Below are 21,679 nucleotides of genomic sequence, written 5' to 3'. Positions count from 1 at the left end.
CATGACAAGCAATCGAAAACGCTGGCTGATCGCCCTTCTTGTCGTCGTCCTTGGCGCAGGCGGCTACTTTGCCTGGCAGAGGCTCAGCGGCGACAGCCTTCCGTCCGGTTTCGCCAGCGGCAACGGCCGCATCGAGGCCGTCGAAATAGATATCGCGACCAAGACGGCCGGGCGCATCCGGGACATCCTGGCGAGAGAAGGCGATCTGGTCTCGGCGGGACAGGCGTTGGCGCAGATGGATACTGTGCAGCTCGAGGCGCAGTACCGTCAGGCCCAGGCACAGTTGCGGCGTGCTACGATCGGTATCGACACTGCGAAAAGTCTCGTGACCCAACGCGAGGCCGAGAAGAAGACGGCGACCGCGGTGATCGCGCAGCGCAGCGCCGAACTGGATGCGGCCGCCCGCAAGCTCCAGCGTTCCGAGCAATTGATCAGGACCAACGCCGTGTCGCAGCAGGTGCTCGATGACGACCGCGCGGCTGCCAACGGAGCAACAGCGGCCGTAGCGGCGGCGGAGGCGCAGCTCGCGGGGTCGGAAGCCGCCATCAGCGCCGCCGAGGCGCAGGTGGTCGATGCGGAAGCCGCCGTCGAGGCAGCAAAGGCCGCGATCGAGAGCATCAAGGCCGACATCAACGACTCGACGCTGCGTGCACCGCGCGACGGACGCGTCCAGTTCCGCGTGGCTCAGCCGGGAGAAGTGCTCACCGCAGGCGGACGCGTGCTCAACCTCGTCGATCTCGGCGACGTCTTCATGACCTTCTTCCTGCCGACGGCGCAGGCCGGCCGCGTCGCCATTGGTTCGGAAGTCCGCCTCGTGCTCGACGCCGCTCCGCAATGGGTCATTCCCGCCAAGGCGACGTTCGTCGCCAGTGTTGCGCAATTCACACCCAAGACGGTCGAGACCGAGGAGGAGCGTCAAAAGCTGATGTTCCGCGTCAGGGCTCATATTTCACCAGACCTGCTGCGGAGAAACATCGAACAGGTCAAGACCGGCCTGCCCGGCCGCGCCTTCATTCGCCTTGATCCGAATGCCGAGTGGCCGGCCCAACTGACGGAACATCTGGTCAAATGAGCACCGCGTCGAATGGAGCGCGATCCCTGCCCTTTGCGCCCGTGATAAGCCTTGCGGCGGTCGGGCTGTCCTACGGCGCGACGCGCGCGCTCGACGGCATCACGCTCGATATTCCCTCGGCGCGCATGGTCGGCTTGATCGGCCCCGACGGCGTCGGCAAGTCCAGCCTGCTCGCGCTGGTCGCAGGAGCGCGCGCGATCGCGGAAGGACGGGTTCACGTGCTCGGCGGCGATATGGCCGACGCCGCGCACCGGCGGCGGACCTGTCCCCAGATCGCCTACATGCCGCAGGGCCTGGGCAAGAACCTCTATCCGACCCTGTCCGTGTTCGAGAATGTCGATTTCTTCGGCCGCCTGTTCGGCCACAACAGGCGCGAACGCGAGGAAAGGATCAAGCAGCTCCTGAAGGACACGGGCCTCTCCCCCTTTACGGACCGGCCCGCCGGCAAGCTATCCGGCGGCATGAAGCAAAAGCTCGGCCTTTGCTGTGCGCTGATCCACGATCCCGACCTGTTGATCCTCGACGAGCCGACCACCGGTGTCGACCCGCTCTCGCGCCGGCAGTTCTGGGAGCTGATCGAGGGGATTCGCGAAGGCCGTCCCGGCATGAGCGTGATCGTCGCCACCGCCTATATGGAGGAGGCGGCGCGCTTCGATCTCCTGGTCGCCATGGACGAGGGGCGCGTGCTGGCGACCGGCACGCCCGCCGAGCTGCTGCGGCAGACCGGCACGGGCACTCTCGATGCAGCCTTCATCGCCCTGCTCCCCGAGGAGCAGCGGCGGCACCACAAGGAGGTGGTGATCCCGCCTCGCGTGAGCGATCAGCACGGCGACATCGCCATCGAAGCCGAGCAGTTGACGGTGCGGTTCGGCGATTTCACGGCAGTCGATCGTGTGAGCTTTCGCATTGCCCGTGGCGAGATCTTCGGCTTCCTCGGCTCGAACGGTTGCGGCAAGACCACGACCATGAAGGTGCTGACCGGTCTTCTGCCGGCCAGCGAAGGCGAAGCCAAGCTGTTCGGGCACGAGGTTGATCCCAATGACATGGATATTCGCCGTCGCGTCGGCTACATGTCGCAGGCCTTCTCGCTTTATTCCGAGCTGACGATCCGGCAGAACCTCGAACTGCATGCCCGCCTGTTCCGGCTCGCGCCCGACACGATCGAGGGCCGGATCCGCGACATGGTCGAGCGCTTCGACCTGACCAAGGTCATCGACGCCCTGCCCGACGCGCTGCCGCTCGGCGTCCGCCAGCGTCTGTCGCTTGCGGTCGCCATGATTCACGCGCCCGATATCCTGATCCTGGACGAGCCGACTTCCGGGGTCGACCCGGTGGCACGCGACGGTTTCTGGCAGATCCTGTCCGACCTGTCGCGGCAGGATAACGTCACGATTTTCGTGTCCACCCACTTCATGAACGAGGCGGAGCGCTGCGACCGCATCTCGCTGATGCATGCCGGCAAGGTGATGATCAGCGATACACCGGCCCGGATTGCGGAGCGGCGTGGCGGCGGCAGCCTCGAAGAGGCCTTTGTCGCCTATCTCAAGGATGCGATCGGACCGGCCGAAGCGACCTTGGCGGGGGCTGCACCGCAGATGCTCGCCGAAGACGCAGCCGCCCAGGCACCCGGTACGGCGCACGGCGCCTCGAGCTCTTTCGATCCGCGTCGCATGTTTGCCTATACGCAACGCGAAGCGCTCGAACTCAAGCGCGATCCGATCCGCGCCACCCTCGCGATCGTCGGCAGCCTCATCCTGATGTTCGTGATGGGCTACGGCATCAACATGGACGTCGAGAATCTCTCCTTCGCCGCCATGGATCGCGACGACACCACGATCAGCCGCGACTACGTCCTGCAAATCGCGGGCTCGCGCTATTTCACGGAACTTCCCTCGGTCACCGACTATGACGATCTCGACCGCCGCATGCGGAGCGGCGAACTGAGCCTTGCGATCGAAATACCACCGGGCTTCGGCCGCGACGTGGCGCGCGGTAGAAACGTAACGATCGGCGCTTGGGTCGACGGCGCGATGCCCTCGCGCGCCGAGACGGTGCGAAGCTATGTGCAGGCGATGCACGCAACCTGGCTGACGCAGCGGGCGCGGCAGCTCTACGGCAATGCCGCCGCGACCGGCGATTTCGGGATCGAGGTTCGCTTCCTCTACAACCCCGACATCCGTAGCATCGTCGCGATGGCGCCGGCCGTGATCCCGATCCTGCTCCTGATAATTCCGGCGATCCTGGCGACGCTGAGCGTCGTGCGCGAGAAGGAGCTGGGATCGATCATAAATTTCTACGTCACGCCGGTCACGCGCCTGGAGTTTCTCGTCGGCAAGCAGCTTCCCTATGTCGCGCTGGCCATGCTGAACTTCTTCCTGCTGACGGCCTTTGCCGTCTTCATCTTCCGTGTTCCCTTCACCGGCAGTTTCGCGGCCTTCGCGAGTGCTGCGCTTCTCTACACCATCGTCACGACCGCGATGGGGCTCGTGATCTCGGCGTTCATGAAAAGCCAGATCGCGGCCATCTTCGCGACTGCGCTGCTCACCATGATCCCGGCGACGCAATATTCCGGGCTGGTCGACCCGGTGTCGTCGCTGCAGGGCGCCGGCGCCGTCATCGGACGGATCTACCCGACCGCCCATTTCGTCACGATCACCCGCGGCACCTTCTCGAAAGGACTCGATTTCGGCGATCTGTCCGGACCGTTCATTGCGCTGCTGATCACCATACCAGTGCTGCTCGGCCTCGGCGTCGCGCTCTTGAAGAAACAGGCGAACTAGTCATGCGTATCGGTAACATCGTCGAGCTCGGCATCAAGGAATTGCGCGGCCTGGTCCGCGACCCCATGATGCTGGCCCTGATCGTCTATGCCTTTACGGTCTCGATCTACACCGCCTCCCGGGCGCAGCCCGAGACGCTCAACCAGGCAGCGCTTGCCATCGTCGACGAGGACAAGTCGCCGGCCGCGACCCGCATCATCACGGCGTTCAGCCCGCCTTTCTTCATGGTCCCGCGGCTGATCCCGCAGTCGGAGATGATGACCCGCATGGATGCAGGGCTAGATACTTTCGCGCTCAACATTCCGCCGAACTTCCAGCGTGATCTCCTGGCGCGGAGATCGCCCGCCATCCAGCTCAACGTGGATGCGACTCGCATGTCGCAGGCGTTCACGGGTAGCGGATATATCCAGTCCATCGTCAGCGACGAGGTCGGGGAGTTCTTGTCCCGCTATCGTTCGGCCGCACCACTGCCGATCGATCTGGCCTTGCGGGCGCGCTTCAACCCCGAGCTCAACAAGGGCTGGTTCGGCGCCATCAACAACGTTATCTCCTCGGTCACCATGCTGTCGATCATTCTGACCGGGGCGGCGCTGATCCGCGAGCGCGAGCACGGCACGATCGAGCATCTCCTGGTGATGCCGGTGACGCCGTTCGAGGTCATGGCGAGCAAGATCTGGTCGATGGGACTTGTCGTGCTGGTGGCCGCGAGCGTGTCGCTCATCTTCATCGTGCAGGGATTGCTCGCGGTCCGGATCAGCGGCTCGATCCCGCTGTTCCTGTTCGGCACCGCGCTCTATCTCTTCGCCACCACCAGCCTGGGCATCTTCCTTGCCACGTCCGCGGGCACCATGCCGCAGTTCGGCCTGCTCCTGATGCTCGTCCTGATGCCGCTTCAGATGCTGTCGGGCGCGACGACGCCGCGGGAGAGCATGCCCGAGATCATCCAGAACATCATGCTCGCCGCCCCCAACACCCACTTCGTCATCCTCGCACAGGCCGTGCTATTCCGCGGCGCAGGGATAGCCGTGGTCTGGCCGCAGATTGCCGCCCTGCTGGCGATCGGAGGGATCCTGTTCTTCTTCTCTTTACGGCGATTCAGGGAGTTCTTGCGATAACGACGTCTCACGCGCCACACACGGTCATACGACCATCTGCATCGATCAAGCGCGCCTGGACATTCGGACGGGTGGCGACGATGTCCAGAATTCGTGGAATGGTCATCAGGCTAAACGCGGTCGAGAGAGCGTCGGCCTCCGTAGCACTCGGCGCCACCACGCTGACCGTTCGATAGAGGGAGGGACTGATTCCCGTTTTTGGGTCGAAGAGGTGCGTAAACCGACCGGCGGCGTCGAAACGGAATCCAGCACCGGCTGTTGTCGCGACGGCGCGGTCGACGAGATCGATCGTCTCCGTGAGAGCGCCAGGTCGGTCCGGATCCGCAAGACCGACACGCCACGGCGTACCCCCGGGTCGCGGCCCGATCGCACGTATCTCTCCCATATTGACGAGGGTCGTCGACAGGCCCGCCTTGCGCAGTTTCTCGACCACCTTGTCGGTCGCGAACCCCTGCGCAATGCCGTTCAGAGTAATCGCAGCGCCGCGATGTGCCAGAGCGACGCGATCCGGGCTCACCAGCAGTCCGCCATGGCCGACCCTGGTCAGCACTTCAACGAGATGCTCCCGCGGCGGACCGGTCGGATCCGGACGCTCCGATGAGAAATGATCGGCATAGAGCCGCCACAACGGCTGAACAGTCGGATCGAATGCGCCTCCCGTCAGGTCGGCGAAGATCAGCGAGGCCTCCAGCAGCGCCACCATGTCAGGATCCGGTGCAACGAGGATGCCCGTGCGGTTGAGCATGCTTATCGCGGAGTCCTGACGATACAAGCTGAATTGCTGCTCCAGCCTGCGCACGTCGAGAAGACAGCTATCGACCAATCGCGCTGCCTCGGCACGGTCCGGGTGATAGATCTCAATCGAGACCTGTGCCCCAAGCGCCGATCCGTGCCAGCGGACAGCTTCTCCCGCCCGAGCGATGCGGGCACCACCCACGAAAGCCGAACCGGCTGCCGCCGCCGTGATTGCAATCATCCGCCGCCGCGTGAGATTGGGATTCTGCATCATCGAGATCCTCAGTTGAGCCTGACATCCCCACGATCATGTTCGACCGACCCGCCTGCCGTATCACTCCCCAGCACGTACGCGCCGGGAATTTCCGCAAGCGTCACCACTCGCCCGCCATTGTCGGCTGCGAAGCCGTCGGCTGCCGCCCGGTTGCCGAATGGGACCGCCTCCGCCGCACCCATGCCGCCCTGCTTGCGGCTTTCGATCACGAAAAACGCTTTCCGCGCGTCGATCCAGTTCGTTGCGCCAGGGTCCTCCCAACTCGTCGCGCGGGACATGTCCGAGACATAGATCGCACGGATGTCGCGTGGCTGATCGGGCATCAACGTGAACGCCACGGTATCCCGGACCGAGGAGAACCAGAACGGATCGATGCGGCCCGCCGTGATGATCTGCCCCTTGGGTCCGGGATGCTCGGTCAGGTTCATGCCGCAAAAGACGCCCATCGCATCGCGGGTCAGCGCAAATGGCGGCGGCATGTTGGTGTTGCCGCTGTCCGGATTGCAGCCAACGAGAAGCAACGCCGCGATGATGATCGCACCGACCGATCTTGGGGTCATAGTTCCCTCCGTGCGAAGAAGGTTGTCGCAAGCCCGAGCGGCGCCACGATCCAGACCAGCAGCCCCAGCAATAGCGCAGCAATGCCGGTGGTCGCCGTTCCCGACAGCCCGGCCATGCCGGAAAACTGGCTCACATTGAAACCGGTGAGATTCGCCAGACGGTAAAGATCAGTGGGATTGAGGAACAGGAGCCATTCGAGGACCGTCGCCGAGATAATCTGTCCCTGGTCGACCACCAGGATGCCAAGCAAGGCCATATCGAACACCAACACCATCAAGAGCCAGATGCCGACCGACAGACCTGCCGCGGTGCCGCGATCGCGGACCAGACTGCTAATCAGGTATCCGATCGCCACGAACACAGCCCCAAGCATGATCGACGTCCCAAGCATGGAAGCGAAGGCGTACCAGCTCGCCGCCAACACGGAGGCGCCGGTGATCGCAAGCGCGGCGGCCGCCGCGCCGTAACCGAGGATCGTCGCGAAGGCCAGGATCAGGACATGACCGCAGAATTTGCCAAGGATGACCTGGCCGCGGCCTACCGGGTAGCTCAGCAGCAGGATCATCGTGCCCCGCTCCATTTCACCGACCACCGCATCGTGCGAGATCAGAAGCGCGATCAGCGGCAACAAGAAGATTGTCAGGCTGGACAGGCTGACGACCACCACGTCGAGGGCGCCGGCCCCCACGTTGCCTGTTGGCGCGCTGCCCAGGAACGTCAGCGACAAGGCAAGCGCGGCAAGCAGCAGTGTTGTCGCCAATACCCAGCGATTCCGCAGACCCTCCTGGATCTCCTTGAAGGCGATGATTGCGACTGTCCTCACGCGGCCCTCTCCTGCGTATTGAGAAAGTGTGCGTAGAGATCATCGAGGGTCGGTGCCGCAATCTCGATATTCTTGACACGGGGATCATTCGCAACCGCGCGCAGCAGATCCATTTTCCCCTTTTCGTCAGCCACCAGCACGGTTCTGCGGCCCGCGGCAAAAATGGCTTCGTCCGCTGTCGGGACGGCAATTGCGTCATCGGCGCCGGCCGCCAGATCGAGCGAGACCCGGATCGGCAACTGCGAGAGCGAGCGCAACTCCGCCATAGTGCCTTGTGCGACCAGCCGGCCCCGGTTCATGATCAGGACATGCTCCGCACGATCTTCGAGCTCGTTGAGTGCGTGGGACGAGATCAGGACGGTGGCGCCACCGTCCCGCAATTCGTTCAGAATCTCATAGAACGTCTGCCGCAGTGCAGGATCGAGTCCGGTGGTCGGCTCATCTAGCAACAGCACGCGTGGCTGCCCGAGCAGCGCCTGGGCCAGACCCAATCGCTGCCGCATGCCCTTGGAATAAGTCCCGACGCGACGATCGGCGGCATCGCTCAGTCCGACTCGGTCGAGCAGCGCCCATGCCGAGGCTGGCTTGATCTGCTTCAGACGCGCGTAGAACGCCAGCGTTTCGCGCCCAGTAAGGGCCGCATTGAAGGCGACGTTTTCAGGAAGATAGCCAAGGAGCCGCCGTGCCGAAAACTCGCCCGCCGCCGGGTCCTGCCCCATCACGCGAATTTCACCGCGATCGGAGCGGATCAACCCCAGCATCAATTTGATCAGCGTGGTCTTACCGGCGCCATTGTGGCCGACCAGCGCGCTCAGCCGTCCGGGAACGAGAGAGAACGAGACATCGCGCAGCGCGCGCACCTTGCGATAGTTCTTGTCGACGCCGGTCACGGACACGGTAGCGGTCATCTGCGGCTCCACGCGAGCGAGGGCTTCGGCGGCGGCGCCACGAGCGGATGGCTGTCGACGACGCCGCCGGGATAGAGAGCGGGAAACTGCGCCTGCGCCCAGCGCAAGACCTGCACCGCCGGACTGTTGATCAAAACCTTGGCGGACGGCGCCGTCCACAGCACGCGATCGACCAGATCGTTGGGCCGATAAGCGGTGTCAGCGATGCCGTCTCCGTTCAGGTCGAATGCCGGATTGTCGCTCCAGTAGTTCCCGCGGCCGCCCTTCGACCAGTCGAGATCACGCGTACCGACATATTTCACCTGGTTGCGGTTGCCGACGAAGGCGTTGCCGGAAATTTCGTTGCCTTCCGAGCCGGCCGTGAAGTGAACGCCGATACCGCAACGTTCGAACCAGTTATTACGGAACTTGTTGTGGTTAGTGTTGTAGATGAACACGCACTTTTCCGGCCCGCTGCGAACATCCCGCACTGGCCTTATGTCGGGCACCATCTCCTTCTCGTCGTCCGCACCTTCGCGGTCGACTGCAACATTGCCCAACGGTCCGCCAACGACCCGGTTGCCGTCGATCTCGGCGTAGTTGGCGTAGTTGAAAAGTATCCCGTAGTCCCGGTCACGATCCGAGATGTTGTTGCGGATCACCAGTCGGTTCGAATACATGATGGCGTAGCCGACAGTGTTGCGCACGGAGACGTTGCCGCTGACTTCGCTGTCGTTGGTGTACATGTAGTGAACCGCAAAGCGCACCTGTTCAAAACGGTTATTGATGAAGCGGTCCTTGCGGCTGGAAATCGTGAAGATGCCGTCTCGACCATAGCGGAAGCTATTTTCCGCGATGGTGACGTCGGGCGCGTTCCAGAGCGACACGCCATTCCCGCTCTCGCTGCGGCGACCCTCGTCGCGCATTCCTTCGATGACGTTGCGTTCGACGCGGGAGCCCGCCGCGCCGTGAACGTAGATGCCGAACAGGTTTCCTTCCAGACGGTTGTTTTCGATCACCGCTCGCTCTGCGGTCTTCTCGAGGAATATCCCGGAATTCATGGCCTGGAGATCGCGGCCGGATTCCCTGATGGTGATGCCGCGGATGATGACGTCCGACGCGGCCACGGTGATGACATTGCCGGACCCGCCGCCACTGAGCACGACACCGGGTCCCCCAGTTAAAACGAGGCGACGGTCAATCTTGATCCCACCCTTGTAAACGCCGGGCGCCAGCTTGACGACGTCGCCGTCCTGCGCGCGGTCCAGCACCGCTTGAAGCGGCTGGTCCGCAACAGCTTTCAGCTCCGCCGCGGTGGCGGAACCAATGACTCCGGCGGCGAAGATCGCCGCCGGAATGAGATGTTGCAGAAGACGCACGTTCTGTCCTCGTTCAAACCATCTTTGGCTCGACAAACATGCGGCCCTTCATCTCCATATGCATGGCATGACAGAACCACGAGCAGTAGTACCAGTAGACGCCGGGCTTATCCGCCGCGAACGACACCGAGGCCGTCGCCATCGGCGCAACCTCCATCTGGATGCCGTAGTTCACGATGCAGAAGCCGTGTGTCAGGTCCTCCACGGCGTCGATGTTGGTGACATAGACGGTCACCTCGTCGCCCTGCTTGACCTGGAAGGTCTCGAGGCCGAACGCCGGCGCGGTCGAGGTCATATAGACGCGGACCTTGTTGCCGTCGCGGATGACCTTCGAGTCGGCTTCGAGATTGATCCCGTCGGCCTTCGCCTGCTTCACCGCGTCAGCGAACATCGGGTCGGCCCGATCCCAGATCGAGATCGGGTTGATCTTGGATCGATGGACGATCGTCGCGTCGTGCGGCTCGGCGAAGCTCGGACCGTCGTGGACCAGAGTCATCTTGTCGCCCGATATGTCGATCAACTGATCGTTCTCCGGCTTCAGCGGACCGACGTTGAGGAAGCGGTCCTTGGAGAACTTGTTCAGGGAGATCAGCCACTTTCCATCGGCCTCCTTGGTCTGGCCCATCGAGGAGTGGTTGTGACCGGGTTGATAGTGAACGTCGAGCTTCTGAATGATGGGATCGACCTTCTCGCCCTTGAAGGCGCGCTTTGCGAGATCAATGTTCCACTTGCAGACCTGGCTGTCGAGGAACAGCGTCGTGTAGGCGTTGCCCTTGCCGTCATAGGCGGTATGCAGCGGCCCGAGGCCAAGTTCCGGTTCGGCCACAACGACGTCACGCGGCTTGATCTTGTCGTCGAACAACTGGTCGAACAGCCGAACGTCCATCACCGTGACGGTCGGCGACAGCTTTCCGGCCGCAACGATATGGATGCCGTCGGGCGCGGTGTTCATGCCGTGCGGATTGTTCGAGACCGGGACGTAACGCGTGTAGGGCGAGCCCTTGCGGCCGTCGAGCACCGGCACACCATTCATTTCCTTGAAGTCGCCCTTCTTCACACCCTCTTCGATCCGTTTGAGGTTGAAGATCACGACCCAATCCTGCTCGTTGGCCGTCATCTCGGCCAGGGTGACGCCTCCTTCCGCATTGTAGCAGGTCGAGAACGCGTATTTGCCCTGGTAGTCGGCATCGACGTTGTCGAGATTGCCGTCGACGATCACCTGCCACGCGACCTTCATGGTATCGGCGTCCAGCGCCGTGAAGATCGCCTGGTATTCCTTCGGTTTGTCGAGCACCTTGCCGTCGTTCGGGAGCGGCACGCCGTCCTCGCCGTTGCAGAACACATATCCGGTGCGGGGATATTTTTGCAGCCGGAGACCGTGAACCGTATGCTGGTTGGGCAACTCGATGATCTTGTCGCACTTCATGACATCGAGGCGCACACGCGCGACGCGGGTGTTCGCCTTGTCGTTCATGAACGCATATCGGCCGTCATAGGTGCCGTCGGTGAACGTGATGTGCGGGTGATGCAGGTCGCCGTTCATGAACGTGCCGCCGCGGTTCTTGAGCAATTCGCGCGTAGCCGGCTGCATCCCTTCGGTCAGCACCTTGAGGCTTTCGTTGGTCTGCCCCCATCCTGTGGCGCTGCAGCGATTGAACACGGGAACGCGCATCAGTTCGCGCATCGAGGGCAGGCCGACGATGCGCATTTCGCCGGACTGGCCGCTTGAAAAGAACACGTAATATTCGTCGAGTTCGCCTGGCGCCACCTCGGTCTTCTGCACCGCCGGGCGCGCAGCCGGCGCCTTGGGCGCCGTCTTGGTCTGCGCATCCGCAGTCGTAACGAGGCCGCGGCCGTCGCTCGACAGGCCGACCCCGCCCGCAAGGCCTACACCGGCCGCCGCCGCCGTGGTCCCTAACAAAGTGCGTCGGCTGACGGATTTTCCATTTTCGTTCTCACTCATGTTGGCCTCCTGGGCTCTCAAGTTGACGGTGGGGTGACGGCTTCTGCGCGTGGCAGGCCAACTGGCTTGCCGGACGCGGTGATGATCGTGCTCGGTCCCTTGCCGCCGCTACGCATCGACGACGACGACAGCGCTTCGCGCTTCTCGCGCTTCAGCCGAACCTGGATCATGTGCGGGCATCGGTGGTCGTCGAAGTAGAGCTCCTGGCAATGCATGCAGTAAATGCATTCATTGACGTTGATGTGTCCCTCGGGATGGATCGCCTGCACGGGGCATTCGTTGGCGCAGCGCTGACAGGGCGAGCCGCATTCAGGCCAGCGGCGCAGCCATTCGAACATGCGGACGCGGCCCGGAATCGCCAGCGCCGCGCCGAGCGGGCACATGTAGCGGCAGAAAAAGCGCTCGACGAACAATCCCGCCGATAGAAGTGTCAACGCGTAGATGACGAACGGCCATTCGCGCGCGAACTTCAGGATGACCGCCGTCTTGAAAGGCTCGACTTCCGCGAGTTGCTCCGCAAACGCCGTCGAGTACAACGACATCCCGAACAGGCCGAGGAAGATGATGTATTTGAGCGGCCACAGCCGCTCATGAAGACCCCATGGCAATCGATATTGCGGGATATTCACCGCCTGCGCGACGTTGTTGAGCAGCTCCTGCAACGCGCCGAACGGACAGAGCCAGCCGCAGAACGGGCCGCGTCCCCAGAACAGCAGCCCGGCGGCGATCGAGCACCACAGCAGGAAGATCAGCGGCGCGGAGAGGAAGTATTCCCAGCTGAAGCCGGTCAATAGTGAATTGGCGAACGTCAGGACGTTGACCACCGACAACTGTGCATTCGCGTACCAGCCAAGCCATACCAGGATGAACGCGAGGTAAGCCCGGCGCACCCAGGTGTAGACCTGCGGGCGGCGCACGAGTTGATTCTGAAAGAAGAAGATCAGCGTGAGCGCGCCAAGCGCAAGCACCGTCGTGCCGATCTTGACGATGTCGCCTCGCCAGATCTTCATCCACAGCGGCTCGTCCTCGGCGGCAGGGGTCGCCGCGGCGCCGTGCTGGTCTGCCGTCGATACGGGCGCCCCGCCCGGCATCTTGGCCGGCTGGGCTGCTGACGGTTGCGCCGCGGGCTTGACCGGCTCGCGCTTCACGTAGACATCGGGCAACGCATATCCCAGTTCGAAGGTCACCCATGCCTTTTCGCGCGCGCCCACGACGCGCTGCACCAGCAGTTGCAGCGTCCACGGTTCAGTCGGATCGAAATTGAACTCAGCCGGCACGATGAAAAGTGCAATCTCGGGAAAGTCGGGCGCGCCCTCGGCTTCGAGGCTGCCCAGCCGGGTGTGGTCGCGATCGCGGAAACGAATGCTGTTAGTTTCCTGGATGAGTTCGATCCGGTCGAAGATCCCGCCGCGAACGTAAGCGGCCCCCTTGAAGGAGTAGCGGCCTGCCCCCGCAACGACGAGAGCCTGCTGGCCCGGCTTGAGCCTCGCGCTCAGGCGATCGTACCCGTCGTTGCCGAGCAGGCTGCGGCCGATGGTCGGCACCGCGACGTCGGCGACATACAGGTCGATGAAGGTGTCGCCAGGCTCTCCCTCTTCCGGACGGGCAGCTGCGGCCGCGTTGCCGGATTTCTCGAATGCCTGATTAACATCGGCAAGGGAGAGAGTGAGGCGGCGAACGGAGCCGTCACCGACCAGGCTTTGCCAATCGCGGATCGCGCTCTTGCCGGGATCAATCGCTTTGGCGGCTTGAGGCGCTGCACCGGCGGGCGCATTGGCCGGAGCACCGAGACGACCACTCTTGATGAGCTTGGTCGCGGATCGGACTATGCTGTCCCCCATCACCAGAACGGTCACCGTCGCGCCGCTGACAATATCGACCTGCGGCGCGGGCACCACGCCGCGCACGACGGGATCCATGTCGGTGCCAATCAGCTTGTTGACGGCTTCCAGGATACGTTTTTCCGGAATACCGACGAGAACGATGGGTTCCTTGTGCTCGACCAGCTTGAGGCCGGTAAGCACGCCCTTCGGGTTGATTCCGACAAGTAGCTGAATCGGCTTGCCGGAGTAGCCGGTTGCGTTGGCGAAGTCCGAGTTCAGATACACGAAGCCGAGAAGCCGGTCGTCTCGGTATGCCGGTACGATTGCCGGATCGCCTTGCGGCGATCCCAATCGGTTTGCACCGGGAACCAGTTCGCCCGGTTCCGCCTTCGGCAGATAGTCAGTCAATCTGCTGGCCGCATGAGCCGGACAGCCAAAGGCGATCCAGCCGAAAATGGCCAGGGCCACACCCAAAAACAGTTGGATGTTGAAGTACTTTCTCAAGGGCGCCGCTTCCAGTTAGCAGAACGCCGTTGTTCTGAATCGCGCTCCTTGTAACAGCTCGACCGGGCTCCCCTTTGCGCTATCTCAAATTGACGTGCGGCGCGGATCAGGCCAAGCTCGGTGGCCTGATTGGAACCCAAGATGCGCAGCGAACCCCTGTTGGCCGCAGAACCGCCCGCTCCGGTCCGGAACATCGGCGAACTCTTTGCGATTGCAAGCACCCAAACAAAGAAGGCCGCGCAGCATTATGGCAAGCTCGCGGCGGCCGGAGACAAGGCGTTCGAGCCCGTCCGCTGCGTATTCGAAGTGTTGAGCGAGCGGGAACAAGACCGCGCCCAGGCGATCGAGGAAGCCTGCATCGCTGCCATTGGACGTCCGACGGCTTCGGCCGATCTCCGCTGGATACCGGTGGACCTGGTTCCCGCGGAAGAGCTTTCCGATCTCGAGAACTCGCTTCTCTCAACTGCCTATGGCGCATGGGCCCTTGCCGTCAGGCACCGCGAACGTGCTTTCATCTTCTGGACTTATGTTGCAGCGCTCGCGGAAACGGCAAACGTACGCGCCGCTGCCGAGAGTATGGCCCGCGAGGCGTTGCGCGACGGCAATCTGCTTCGCCGCGAACGCCGCCAGGCATGGCGGACTGAACGAAAAGAGGCTCTTGCCGGAGACGCGCCGGCAGCTGCTGAGCTGTCCTCGGCAGCGCTGCTTGAAAGCCTTCTTCTCCGGGACATTTATCGGTGGTTGCAGGACGCGCCCGCGCCGCAGCGACAACACCTCCTGTCCATGATCGGCTCACAGGGGCCGATCCCCGAGACAAATGACAAGCTGCCGCACGTCGAGTCACTCGACGAGATCAAGCGTCGCGCGCTTCGCCACGCCGAGCAATTGTCTTCGATTTATCTAAATGAAGCCGACAAAGCCGTCGACCAATCCCGGCTGGAACTGGCTCAGCAGCTCGCGGCGCGCTCCATCGCTCGGCTGGCGGACCTTCGGACCATCGCATCCCTAGCTCGATGATAGGCAGCTAACGTCTCCAGCGGTTGCGCTGCGACAAAGACGTGATCGCCATCTCGGCCGACGTTGCGTTCATGAAACAACATCAGCTTGTCGATCACCCGCCTGAAGGGGCAATGATCGATGTCCGCACAATCCCGCGGCCGAGGCGTCATCCGTTGATCTTCGGCACATTTGATCGGCTGGACTTGGGAGAGTTCTTCTGTGTCGTGAGTGACCACGACCCGCGTCCGCTGCGCTACCTGTTCGATGTCAGATACCCAGGCGCCTTCACCTGGGATTATGTCGAGAGAGGCCCGGATGTCTGGCGTGTTTGCGTCGGCCGTTCCGCTCCTCTCGCGCCGGGCGATTAGCGCGGCACGACTGCCGTCGCCTCGATCTCGACGCGCGCGGTCGGCTCGACGAGGCGAACGACCTGCACCAGCGCCATGCTGGGATAGTGGGTGCCGACGACTTCGCGGTAGACCTTGCCGAGCGCCTTGAGATTGGCGACGTACTCGTCCATATCGACGACGTACCAGGTCAGCCGCACCAGATGGTCCGGTCGGGCGCCGCCTTCGGCCAGGATTGCGACGATATTCTCGAGCGTCTGGCGGACCTGTGCGATAAAGCCGTCGGCAAACCGGCCAGAAGCGTCCCAGCCGACGACGCCTCCGGTGACGACGTAGCGTCCGTCGGCCATCATACCGTTGGCATATCCCTTCGGCTGCGGCCAGCCGCTCGGCTGAAGCACCTCTAAACCGTTGTTCTTGGCGGACGCGGTGGCGGCCGGCTGTCTTATCGCACTCATCGATCTTTCTCTATCCTCTCAGCGCGGCTTCAAGAGCTCGCGCGCAACGATCAGTTTCTGCACTTCGGTCGCACCCTCGTAGATGCGCAGCGCGCGGATTTCGCGGTAGAGGCTTTCGACGACCTCGCCCTTGCGCACGCCGCGACCGCCGAACATCTGCACGGCGTGATCGATGACACGCTGCGCGGTCTCGGTGGCCGTCAGTTTGGCCATCGCAGCCTCGCGCGTGGTGGGCAGCTTCTGGACGTCGCGGCGCCACGCCGCGCGGTAAGTCAGCAGCGCAGCCGCGTCGGTGTCGGTCGCCATATCGCCGAGCGCGGCTTGCGTGAGCTGGAGATCGCCGAGCGTCGCACCGAACATGTGCCGGTTGCGGGCATGCGACAGCGCCTCGTCGAGTGCGCGTCGCGCGAAACCGAGGGCGGCGGCCGCAACCGACGCGCGAAAAATGTCCAGCGTCTGCATCGCGAGCTTGAACCCGCCACCGGGCGCACCGAGGCGGCGACTTGCCGGAATGCGACAATTCTGAAAACGCAGCGTGGCGAGCGGATGCGGAGCGATGACGTCGATGCGCTCGGCAATGCTGAACCCGGGATCGTCAGGGAATACGACAAAAGCCGAAATGCCGCGGGCACCCGGCGCCTCGCCGGTCCGCGCGAACAACGTGTAGACGTCGGCAATGCCGCCGTTGGAGATCCAGGTCTTCTCGCCATCGATGATATAGTCGTCGCCCGCGGCACGGGCGGTGCAGGACATCGCCGCGACGTCGGAGCCCGCCTCCTTCTCCGACAGGGCAAAGGCCGAGAGCCATTCGCCCGAGCGCACTTTTGGCAGCACCGCCTTGCGCAGCTCCGCCGAGCCGCCGAGCGCGATCGCGCCGGAGCCGAGCCCCTGCATCGCGAAGGCGAAGTCGGCAAGGCCGTCGGCATAAGCGAGCGACTCGCGCGACAAGCAGATCGAGCGCGAGTCGATCGTGGCCGCATCGCCATCGGGCGCCGCGACCGCGCAATCGAGCAGGCCCGCTTCGCCCATCGCCCGCACGAGCTTGCGGCAGGCGCCGTCGACATCGCCGTGGTCGATCTTGTCGAGCGCGCCCGACTGGACGAAACGGTCGAGCGACTCGCCGATGGTGCGGTGACGCGACTCGAAGAACGGCCAGTCCAGCCAGTCGCGCCTGATGGCCTTTACAACGGAGCTCATCGGTTGCCTCCCCTGCCTACTGCGCAGCCGCTGCGGCGGCGCGCGCGAGATTGGTTTCATACTGTCCCTTGGCGGACAGATATTGCTTCGGCCACTCGACCGCTGATATGCCGATGCGCGCGGCCTCGTGCAGCGTCCAGGCAGGATCGGCCAGATGCGGCCGCGCGATGGCGCAGAGATCGGCGCGACCCGCAGCGAGGATCGAGTTGGCATGGTCGGCCTCGGAGATCGCGCCGACCGCGATGGTCTCGATGCCGACCTCGTTGCGGATCAGATCGGCGAACGGCGTCTGGAACAGGCGCCCATAGACCGGCCGCTCCTCCTTCCAGACCTGACCCGACGAGCAGTCGATCACGTCGGCGCCGGCCTCCTTGAACATACCCGCGAAGACCGCGGCATCCGCCGGCGTGTTGCCGCCTTCGGTCCAGTCATGACACGACAGGCGCACCGACATCGGCCGGTCGGATGGCCATGCGGCGCGCATGGCCTTGAATACTTCAAGCGGAAAACGCGCGCGGTTCTCATGGCTGCCGCCATATTCGTCGGTGCGCCGATTGGTCAGCGGCGAGAGGAAGCTGGACAGCAGGTAGCCGTGGGCGCAGTGCAGCTCGAGCCATTCGAGACCGGCCTCGGCGGCGCGACGCGTCGCCGCGACAAAGTCGTCGCGCACGCGGTCCATGTCGCCGCGATCCATCGCCCGCGGCAACTGGCTGTGGGGCAGATACGGCAGAGCCGACGCCGAGATCAGCGGCCAATCGCCTGATACCAGCGGCTGGTCGATCCCCTCCCAAGGCACCCTGGTCGCGCCCTTGCGCCCGGCATGGCCGAGCTGAATGCCCACCTTGGCGTGTCCGACGCCATGGACGAGATCGACCAGGCGGCGCCACTGCGCAGCCTGCGCGTCGTTCCAGAGCCCGAGACAGCCCGGCGTGATCCGCGCATCCGGCGAGACGCAGGTCATCTCGGCAAAGATCAGCCCGGCTCCGCCCATGGCGCGCGCGCCGAGATGGGCGATGTGGAAGTCGTTGATCAGCCCGTCCTTTGCCGAATACATCGCCATCGGCGAAACCATGATGCGGTTCGCAAGCGACAGCCCGCGCACACGGTGCGGCGTCAGCATCGGCGGCGGCACCCGTTCGCCGTCACGCAGATTGATACCCGCACGTGCGGCGAACCAGCGCTCAAAGCCTTCGAGCCAGGTCCGGTCGCGCAGGCGCAAATTCTCGTGGCTGATGCGCTGCGAGCGCGTCAGCATGGAATAGAAGAATTGCGGAGGCTCCAGCGTATCGGCATAGCGCCGGCCCACCACCTCGAACCATTCCATGGCGTTGCGCGCGGCGTTCTGGATCCGCGCGACGTCGACACGGCGCACCTCTTCATAGGCTTCCAGCACGGCCGGGATGTTGGCGCGGTCGTGGCCGTGACGGTCGAACTGGTTAGCGAGCTCGATGGCGTCGTCGAGCGCGAGCTTGGTGCCGGAGCCGATGGCGAAATGCGCGGTGTGCGCGGCATCCCCCATCAGCACGACATGCGAGCGGCCGTTGAACACGCTCCATTTGCCGCAGATCAGCCGGCTGAAATTGAGCCAGGCCGAGCCGCGCAGATGGCGCGCGTTGGTCAGGAGCTTTGCGCCGTCCAGCGTCTCGGCAAAAATCTTCTCGCAGAAATCGATCGAGCCCTGCTGATCGAGCTCGCCGAGGCCGTGGGCGTTGTAGGCCTCTTCCGTGGTCTCGACGATGAAGGTCGAGGTCTCGCCGTCGAACTTGTAGATGTGCGCCTGGAACCAGCCGTGCTCGGTCTTCTGGAAATCGAAGGTGAAGGCGTCGAACAGTTTTTTGGTACCGAGCCAGATGTAGCGATTCGGCCGGATCACCATGTCCGGCTGGAACTGCTCGGCATAGTGTGCGCGAATCTTTGAATTGACGCCGTCGCAGGCGACGATCAGGTCGGCGTCCGGGAATTCGAGATCGGAATCCACATCGCGCTCGAAGACGAGCTCGACACCAAGCGCCTCGCAGCGCCGCTGCAAAATGTTGAGCAGATGCTTGCGGCCGATGCCGATGAAGCCATGGCCGGTGGTGCGCTGGCGCGTGCCCTTGAAGACGAGCTCGATGTCGTCCCAATGGTTGAAGGCGTCCTCGATTTCGACAGCGCTTTCCGGATCCGCAATCCGCATCGCGGCCATCATGGCATCGGAGAACACCACGCCCCAGCCGAACGTGTCGTAGGGCTTGTTGCGCTCGACCACCGAGACGACATGCTCGGGATGCCGGCGCTTCATCAGGAGGCCCAGATAGAGCCCGGCCGGGCCGCCGCCGATACAGACTATGCGCATGATCCCTCGCTTTCGCGCGTCGCGCCGTGGGCTGACCGAAATTATTTTAAGCATAAAATATTTCCTCGACGAGGCGATTGTCAAGGCGCTTCTGGGCGGCTCCCCAGCGAACCGGGCGCAGCAGCATCACTCTAGTGATAAGCTCGCAATTCAGGGCAAGGAAGAGTCGATTCGCCGGCGCGCCGAGTGAGCCTTGAAATTACTTTTGGCACGAACTATCTTGCCACCCAACCACGAGAACCGCCTCAGGCCTACGACAGGCCGGGGACCAGGAGATCCGATTTGGCAGTCGCTAAGGAGTCCCCGCCCGTTTCGCCCAAGAACGGCGCCGATCAGGAGGCCGAGTACAGGGCCCAGACCCGGCTGTGGCTGCGGCTGCTGGCCTGCGCGACGCTGATCGAGGGGGAATTGCGGCGAAGGTTCCGCGAGGAATTCGACTTCACGATGCCCCGCTTCGACGTCCTCGCCCAGCTCGACCGCGAGCCGAGCGGGCTCGTGCTGGGCGAGCTGCCCAAGCGGCTGATGGTGTCGGCCGGCAACCTCACGCCGATCGTCGACCGCCTGGTCGAGGACGGCTACATCACAAGGACGCCGTCGAACCTGGACCGGCGCGTGCAGATCGTCTGCATGACGGTCGAGGGCCGAAAAGCTTTCCGCCGCATGGCCAAGAGCCATGGCTCGTGGCTTGCCGAACTGCTGGCCGAATTTCCGACCGAGCGGCTCGACGGCTTGATCGACGAGCTCGACGAGCTCAAGGGCGCCGTCCGGGACGCCCTGCACAAGTCCTAACGTCGCACCTTGATCCCGGCGGCTTCTCGGTCCCACGTGTCCGCGGTGACGCCCGCCTCGCGCAGTGTGCCCTTCTTGATCTTGCCGTTTTCCGTCAGCGGCATCGCGCTGACGATGCGCACGTAACGGGGAATCGCAAAATAGGCGATCTGCCCTTCGCAATGCCTGACGATGTCGACGGGATCGAGCGATTGACCGGGCTCCAGCAGAATTGCGGCTGCGACCTCGTCCTCCCCTAGCTCCGACGGCAGCGGATAGATCGCGCAGGCCGCGACTGCTGGATGAGACAAAACGGTCTGCTCGACCTCCCACGAAGACACGTTCTCGCCGCGCCTGCGGATCGAATCCTTCATACGATCGATGAAGCGATAGTGCCCGTCCGCATCGCGCACAACGCGATCGCCGGAGTGGAACCACAGGTTTCGCCACGCCTCGACCGTCTTCTCCGGCATGCCGAAATATCCGGTCGCAAAGGCGAAGGGCTCCTTGGCGCGCAGCACGAGCTCGCCCGCCTGCCCATCGGCAAGTTCGGAATCATTCTCATCGACGATCCGCGCTTCAATGCCGTCAGCGAGATAGCCCATCGTCCCCGGACGATCCGACGGGATCGTGCCTGCGAACACGAAATTGGTCTCGGTCGAGCCGTAACCGTCGACCAGCGGCACGCCGAACCGTTCGAGGAACGGCTTGTGGATCTGCGGCGGCACGCCGCCGCCGAGCGCGACGCGAAGGCCATGCGCGGAATCATCTGTTGTCGCCGGCTGCGCCAGCAGCATCGAGGCCATTGCGCCGAGCAGATATCCGACGGTCGCCTCGTGCCGCCGCGCTGCGGCCCAGAAGCCGGATGCCGAGAATTTCGGCTCCAGCACGTAGGTGCATCCGTTCAGCATGGCCTGATAGAACGCATTCAGCGCATTGGTGTGAAACAGCGGCAGCGTCGTGAACAGCACGTCGCCCTCGCGGATGCCCAGAGCTCGCGCGGAATAGATGCCCCACCAGAACAGCTGCGCCTGCGGACAGCACACCCCTTTTGCGGGACCCGTGGTGCCTGATGTGTAGAGGATGGCGACGGTGTCGCCGGGCCGCACAGCGCCGGGAGAAGCGCTTGAGCCGATCGCTGGCAACGGTACTGGCAAAATCCTCGTGGCATTGGTCGTGTCGGCAGAACCGATGAGCCACGTTTGCGACGGCAGTTGGACCGCTGCATCGACGGTGTCAAATGCGGCCAGGAACGGCGCCTCGACGACGAGCAGCGCGGGCCGCGAATTACGCATGATGTGTGAGAGCTGGAAGCCGCGCAGCGCGGTGTTGATCGGCACGACGATCGCGCCGAGCCAGGCGCAGCCGAGATAGACCTGAAGGAACTCCGGCCGGTTCGAGCACATCAGCGCGACCCGGTCGCCAGGCTTGATCCCGGCGTCGATGAGCGTCTGCGCAGATGCGGCCGCGATCGCCGCAGCCTGCGTGTAGGTCCAGCGCGTCTCACCGGCAACCAGCAGAAGGCGGTCGCCGTAGCGCTCGGCCTGCCGCGTCAGGATCGTCGAGAGGATGCGGTCCGGCGGCGGAAACAGCTCGACCGCGTGCGCCCAGGCTGGCGTCCCGGCGCCCTCTCCGACCCTTGTTTGCAAATTGCCCTCC

Annotated in this window: 18 protein-coding genes; 7 read left to right on the top strand and 11 right to left on the bottom strand. The window is 63.7% G+C overall.

Annotated features, from left to right (window positions below; all coding sequences use genetic code 11):
• The first annotated feature begins 1 nt into the window (after position 1).
• The 3 genes from JQ632_RS00250 to JQ632_RS00240 are packed head-to-tail and all read left to right on the top strand — an operon-like array spanning position 2 to position 4,967.
• Positions 2-1,072 carry an HlyD family secretion protein gene (locus JQ632_RS00250; RefSeq protein WP_212400216.1) on the top strand — a complete coding sequence of 357 codons (1,071 nt, stop codon included), beginning with the start codon at positions 2-4 and terminating at the stop codon, positions 1,070-1,072.
• Positions 1,069-3,852, top strand: coding sequence for a ribosome-associated ATPase/putative transporter RbbA (gene rbbA, locus JQ632_RS00245; protein WP_212400215.1), 2,784 nt, complete (start codon positions 1,069-1,071; stop codon positions 3,850-3,852). Before JQ632_RS00250 ends, rbbA begins: the two co-directional genes overlap by 4 nt.
• Positions 3,853-3,854: 2 nt before the next feature.
• The gene (locus JQ632_RS00240; RefSeq protein WP_212400214.1) at positions 3,855-4,967 is read left to right on the top strand and encodes an ABC transporter permease; all 1,113 of its coding nucleotides are present in this window, start codon (positions 3,855-3,857) and stop codon (positions 4,965-4,967) included.
• A 7-nt stretch (positions 4,968-4,974) separates the two neighbouring features.
• On the opposite strand, the gene JQ632_RS00235 is transcribed toward JQ632_RS00240, so the two are convergent.
• Genes JQ632_RS00235 through JQ632_RS00205 form a run of 7 tightly spaced genes read right to left on the bottom strand, consistent with a single transcriptional unit; the run spans position 4,975 to position 13,880 of the window.
• Positions 4,975-5,973, bottom strand: a complete 999-nt coding sequence (locus JQ632_RS00235; protein ID WP_212400509.1) for an FAD:protein FMN transferase — start codon at positions 5,971-5,973, stop codon at positions 4,975-4,977.
• A gap of 11 nt (positions 5,974-5,984) precedes the next feature.
• Complete coding sequence (locus tag JQ632_RS00230) at positions 5,985-6,536, bottom strand: nitrous oxide reductase accessory protein NosL (RefSeq protein ID WP_212400213.1); 552 nt, start codon at positions 6,534-6,536, stop codon at positions 5,985-5,987.
• Positions 6,533-7,360, bottom strand: a complete 828-nt coding sequence (locus tag JQ632_RS00225) for an ABC transporter permease subunit (protein WP_212400212.1) — start codon at positions 7,358-7,360, stop codon at positions 6,533-6,535. The genes JQ632_RS00230 and JQ632_RS00225 overlap by 4 nt, the downstream gene beginning before the upstream one ends.
• On the bottom strand, positions 7,357-8,268 hold the full coding sequence (locus JQ632_RS00220) for an ABC transporter ATP-binding protein (RefSeq protein WP_212400211.1): 912 nt from the start codon (positions 8,266-8,268) through the stop codon (positions 7,357-7,359). Before JQ632_RS00220 ends, JQ632_RS00225 begins: the two co-directional genes overlap by 4 nt.
• Positions 8,265-9,626 carry a nitrous oxide reductase family maturation protein NosD gene (locus JQ632_RS00215; protein WP_212400210.1) on the bottom strand — a complete coding sequence of 454 codons (1,362 nt, stop codon included), beginning with the start codon at positions 9,624-9,626 and terminating at the stop codon, positions 8,265-8,267. The genes JQ632_RS00220 and JQ632_RS00215 overlap by 4 nt, the downstream gene beginning before the upstream one ends.
• 13 nt (positions 9,627-9,639) lie before the next feature.
• Positions 9,640-11,589, bottom strand: coding sequence for a TAT-dependent nitrous-oxide reductase (nosZ, locus tag JQ632_RS00210; RefSeq protein ID WP_212400209.1), 1,950 nt, complete (start codon positions 11,587-11,589; stop codon positions 9,640-9,642).
• A 17-nt stretch (positions 11,590-11,606) separates the two neighbouring features.
• Positions 11,607-13,880, bottom strand: coding sequence for a 4Fe-4S binding protein (locus JQ632_RS00205; RefSeq protein WP_312015549.1), 2,274 nt, complete (start codon positions 13,878-13,880; stop codon positions 11,607-11,609).
• 177 nt (positions 13,881-14,057) lie between these two features.
• Here JQ632_RS00205 and JQ632_RS00200 point away from each other — a divergent pair, with 177 nt between their 5' ends.
• Positions 14,058-14,933: a hypothetical protein gene (locus JQ632_RS00200; RefSeq protein WP_212400208.1), complete on the top strand. Its 876-nt coding sequence runs from the start codon at positions 14,058-14,060 to the stop codon at positions 14,931-14,933.
• A gap of 41 nt (positions 14,934-14,974) precedes the next feature.
• A complete protein-coding gene (locus JQ632_RS00195) occupies positions 14,975-15,283 on the top strand; it encodes a DUF2249 domain-containing protein (protein ID WP_409363457.1) in 309 nt (102 codons plus the stop codon).
• Here the strand turns inward: JQ632_RS00195 and JQ632_RS00190 are convergent.
• Genes JQ632_RS00190 through JQ632_RS00180 form a run of 3 tightly spaced genes read right to left on the bottom strand, consistent with a single transcriptional unit; the run spans position 15,280 to position 19,252 of the window.
• Positions 15,280-15,720, bottom strand: a complete 441-nt coding sequence (locus JQ632_RS00190) for a RidA family protein (protein ID WP_212400207.1) — start codon at positions 15,718-15,720, stop codon at positions 15,280-15,282. The genes JQ632_RS00195 and JQ632_RS00190 overlap by 4 nt on opposite strands.
• 18 nt (positions 15,721-15,738) lie before the next feature.
• Positions 15,739-16,917: an acyl-CoA dehydrogenase family protein gene (locus JQ632_RS00185; protein WP_212400206.1), complete on the bottom strand. Its 1,179-nt coding sequence runs from the start codon at positions 16,915-16,917 to the stop codon at positions 15,739-15,741.
• A 16-nt stretch (positions 16,918-16,933) separates the two neighbouring features.
• A complete protein-coding gene (locus JQ632_RS00180; protein ID WP_212400205.1) occupies positions 16,934-19,252 on the bottom strand; it encodes a bifunctional salicylyl-CoA 5-hydroxylase/oxidoreductase in 2,319 nt (772 codons plus the stop codon).
• Between JQ632_RS00180 and JQ632_RS00175 the strand changes: the two genes are divergently transcribed.
• Entirely contained in the window at positions 19,245-19,442 is a 198-nt protein-coding gene (locus JQ632_RS00175; protein WP_212400204.1) for a hypothetical protein, read from the top strand. The two genes, JQ632_RS00180 and JQ632_RS00175, sit on opposite strands and share 8 nt — an antisense overlap.
• Positions 19,443-19,534: 92 nt before the next feature.
• The gene (locus JQ632_RS00170; RefSeq protein WP_212400203.1) at positions 19,535-20,041 is read left to right on the top strand and encodes a MarR family winged helix-turn-helix transcriptional regulator; all 507 of its coding nucleotides are present in this window, start codon (positions 19,535-19,537) and stop codon (positions 20,039-20,041) included.
• Here the strand turns inward: JQ632_RS00170 and JQ632_RS00165 are convergent.
• Entirely contained in the window at positions 20,038-21,669 is a 1,632-nt protein-coding gene (locus JQ632_RS00165) for an ATP-dependent acyl-CoA ligase (protein ID WP_249151173.1), read from the bottom strand. The genes JQ632_RS00170 and JQ632_RS00165 overlap by 4 nt on opposite strands.
• Positions 21,670-21,679: the final 10 nt, after the last annotated feature.

This window comes from Bradyrhizobium liaoningense, assembly GCF_018130955.1.
Taxonomy (GTDB): domain Bacteria; phylum Pseudomonadota; class Alphaproteobacteria; order Rhizobiales; family Xanthobacteraceae; genus Bradyrhizobium; species Bradyrhizobium liaoningense_C.
The sequence above is the reverse complement of the archived record's forward strand: the minus strand, read 5'-3'. Positions and strand labels throughout refer to the sequence as shown.

What these genes read in the sequence shown, in the direction of transcription:
- JQ632_RS00250 (WP_212400216.1), top strand. Translation starts at nt 2, where the DNA reads ATGACAAGCAATCGAAAACGCTGGCTGATCGCCCTTCTTGTCGTCGTC.
- rbbA (WP_212400215.1), top strand. Translation starts at nt 1,069, where the DNA reads ATGAGCACCGCGTCGAATGGAGCGCGATCCCTGCCCTTTGCGCCCGTG.
- JQ632_RS00240 (WP_212400214.1), top strand. Translation starts at nt 3,855, where the DNA reads ATGCGTATCGGTAACATCGTCGAGCTCGGCATCAAGGAATTGCGCGGC.
- JQ632_RS00235 (WP_212400509.1), bottom strand. Translation starts at nt 5,973, where the DNA reads ATGCAGAATCCCAATCTCACGCGGCGGCGGATGATTGCAATCACGGCG.
- JQ632_RS00230 (WP_212400213.1), bottom strand. Translation starts at nt 6,536, where the DNA reads ATGACCCCAAGATCGGTCGGTGCGATCATCATCGCGGCGTTGCTTCTC.
- JQ632_RS00220 (WP_212400211.1), bottom strand. Translation starts at nt 8,268, where the DNA reads ATGACCGCTACCGTGTCCGTGACCGGCGTCGACAAGAACTATCGCAAG.
- nosZ (WP_212400209.1), bottom strand. Translation starts at nt 11,589, where the DNA reads ATGAGTGAGAACGAAAATGGAAAATCCGTCAGCCGACGCACTTTGTTA.
- JQ632_RS00200 (WP_212400208.1), top strand. Translation starts at nt 14,058, where the DNA reads ATGCGCAGCGAACCCCTGTTGGCCGCAGAACCGCCCGCTCCGGTCCGG.
- JQ632_RS00190 (WP_212400207.1), bottom strand. Translation starts at nt 15,720, where the DNA reads ATGAGTGCGATAAGACAGCCGGCCGCCACCGCGTCCGCCAAGAACAAC.
- JQ632_RS00185 (WP_212400206.1), bottom strand. Translation starts at nt 16,917, where the DNA reads ATGAGCTCCGTTGTAAAGGCCATCAGGCGCGACTGGCTGGACTGGCCG.
- JQ632_RS00175 (WP_212400204.1), top strand. Translation starts at nt 19,245, where the DNA reads ATGCGCATGATCCCTCGCTTTCGCGCGTCGCGCCGTGGGCTGACCGAA.
- JQ632_RS00180 (WP_212400205.1), bottom strand. Translation starts at nt 19,252, where the DNA reads ATGCGCATAGTCTGTATCGGCGGCGGCCCGGCCGGGCTCTATCTGGGC.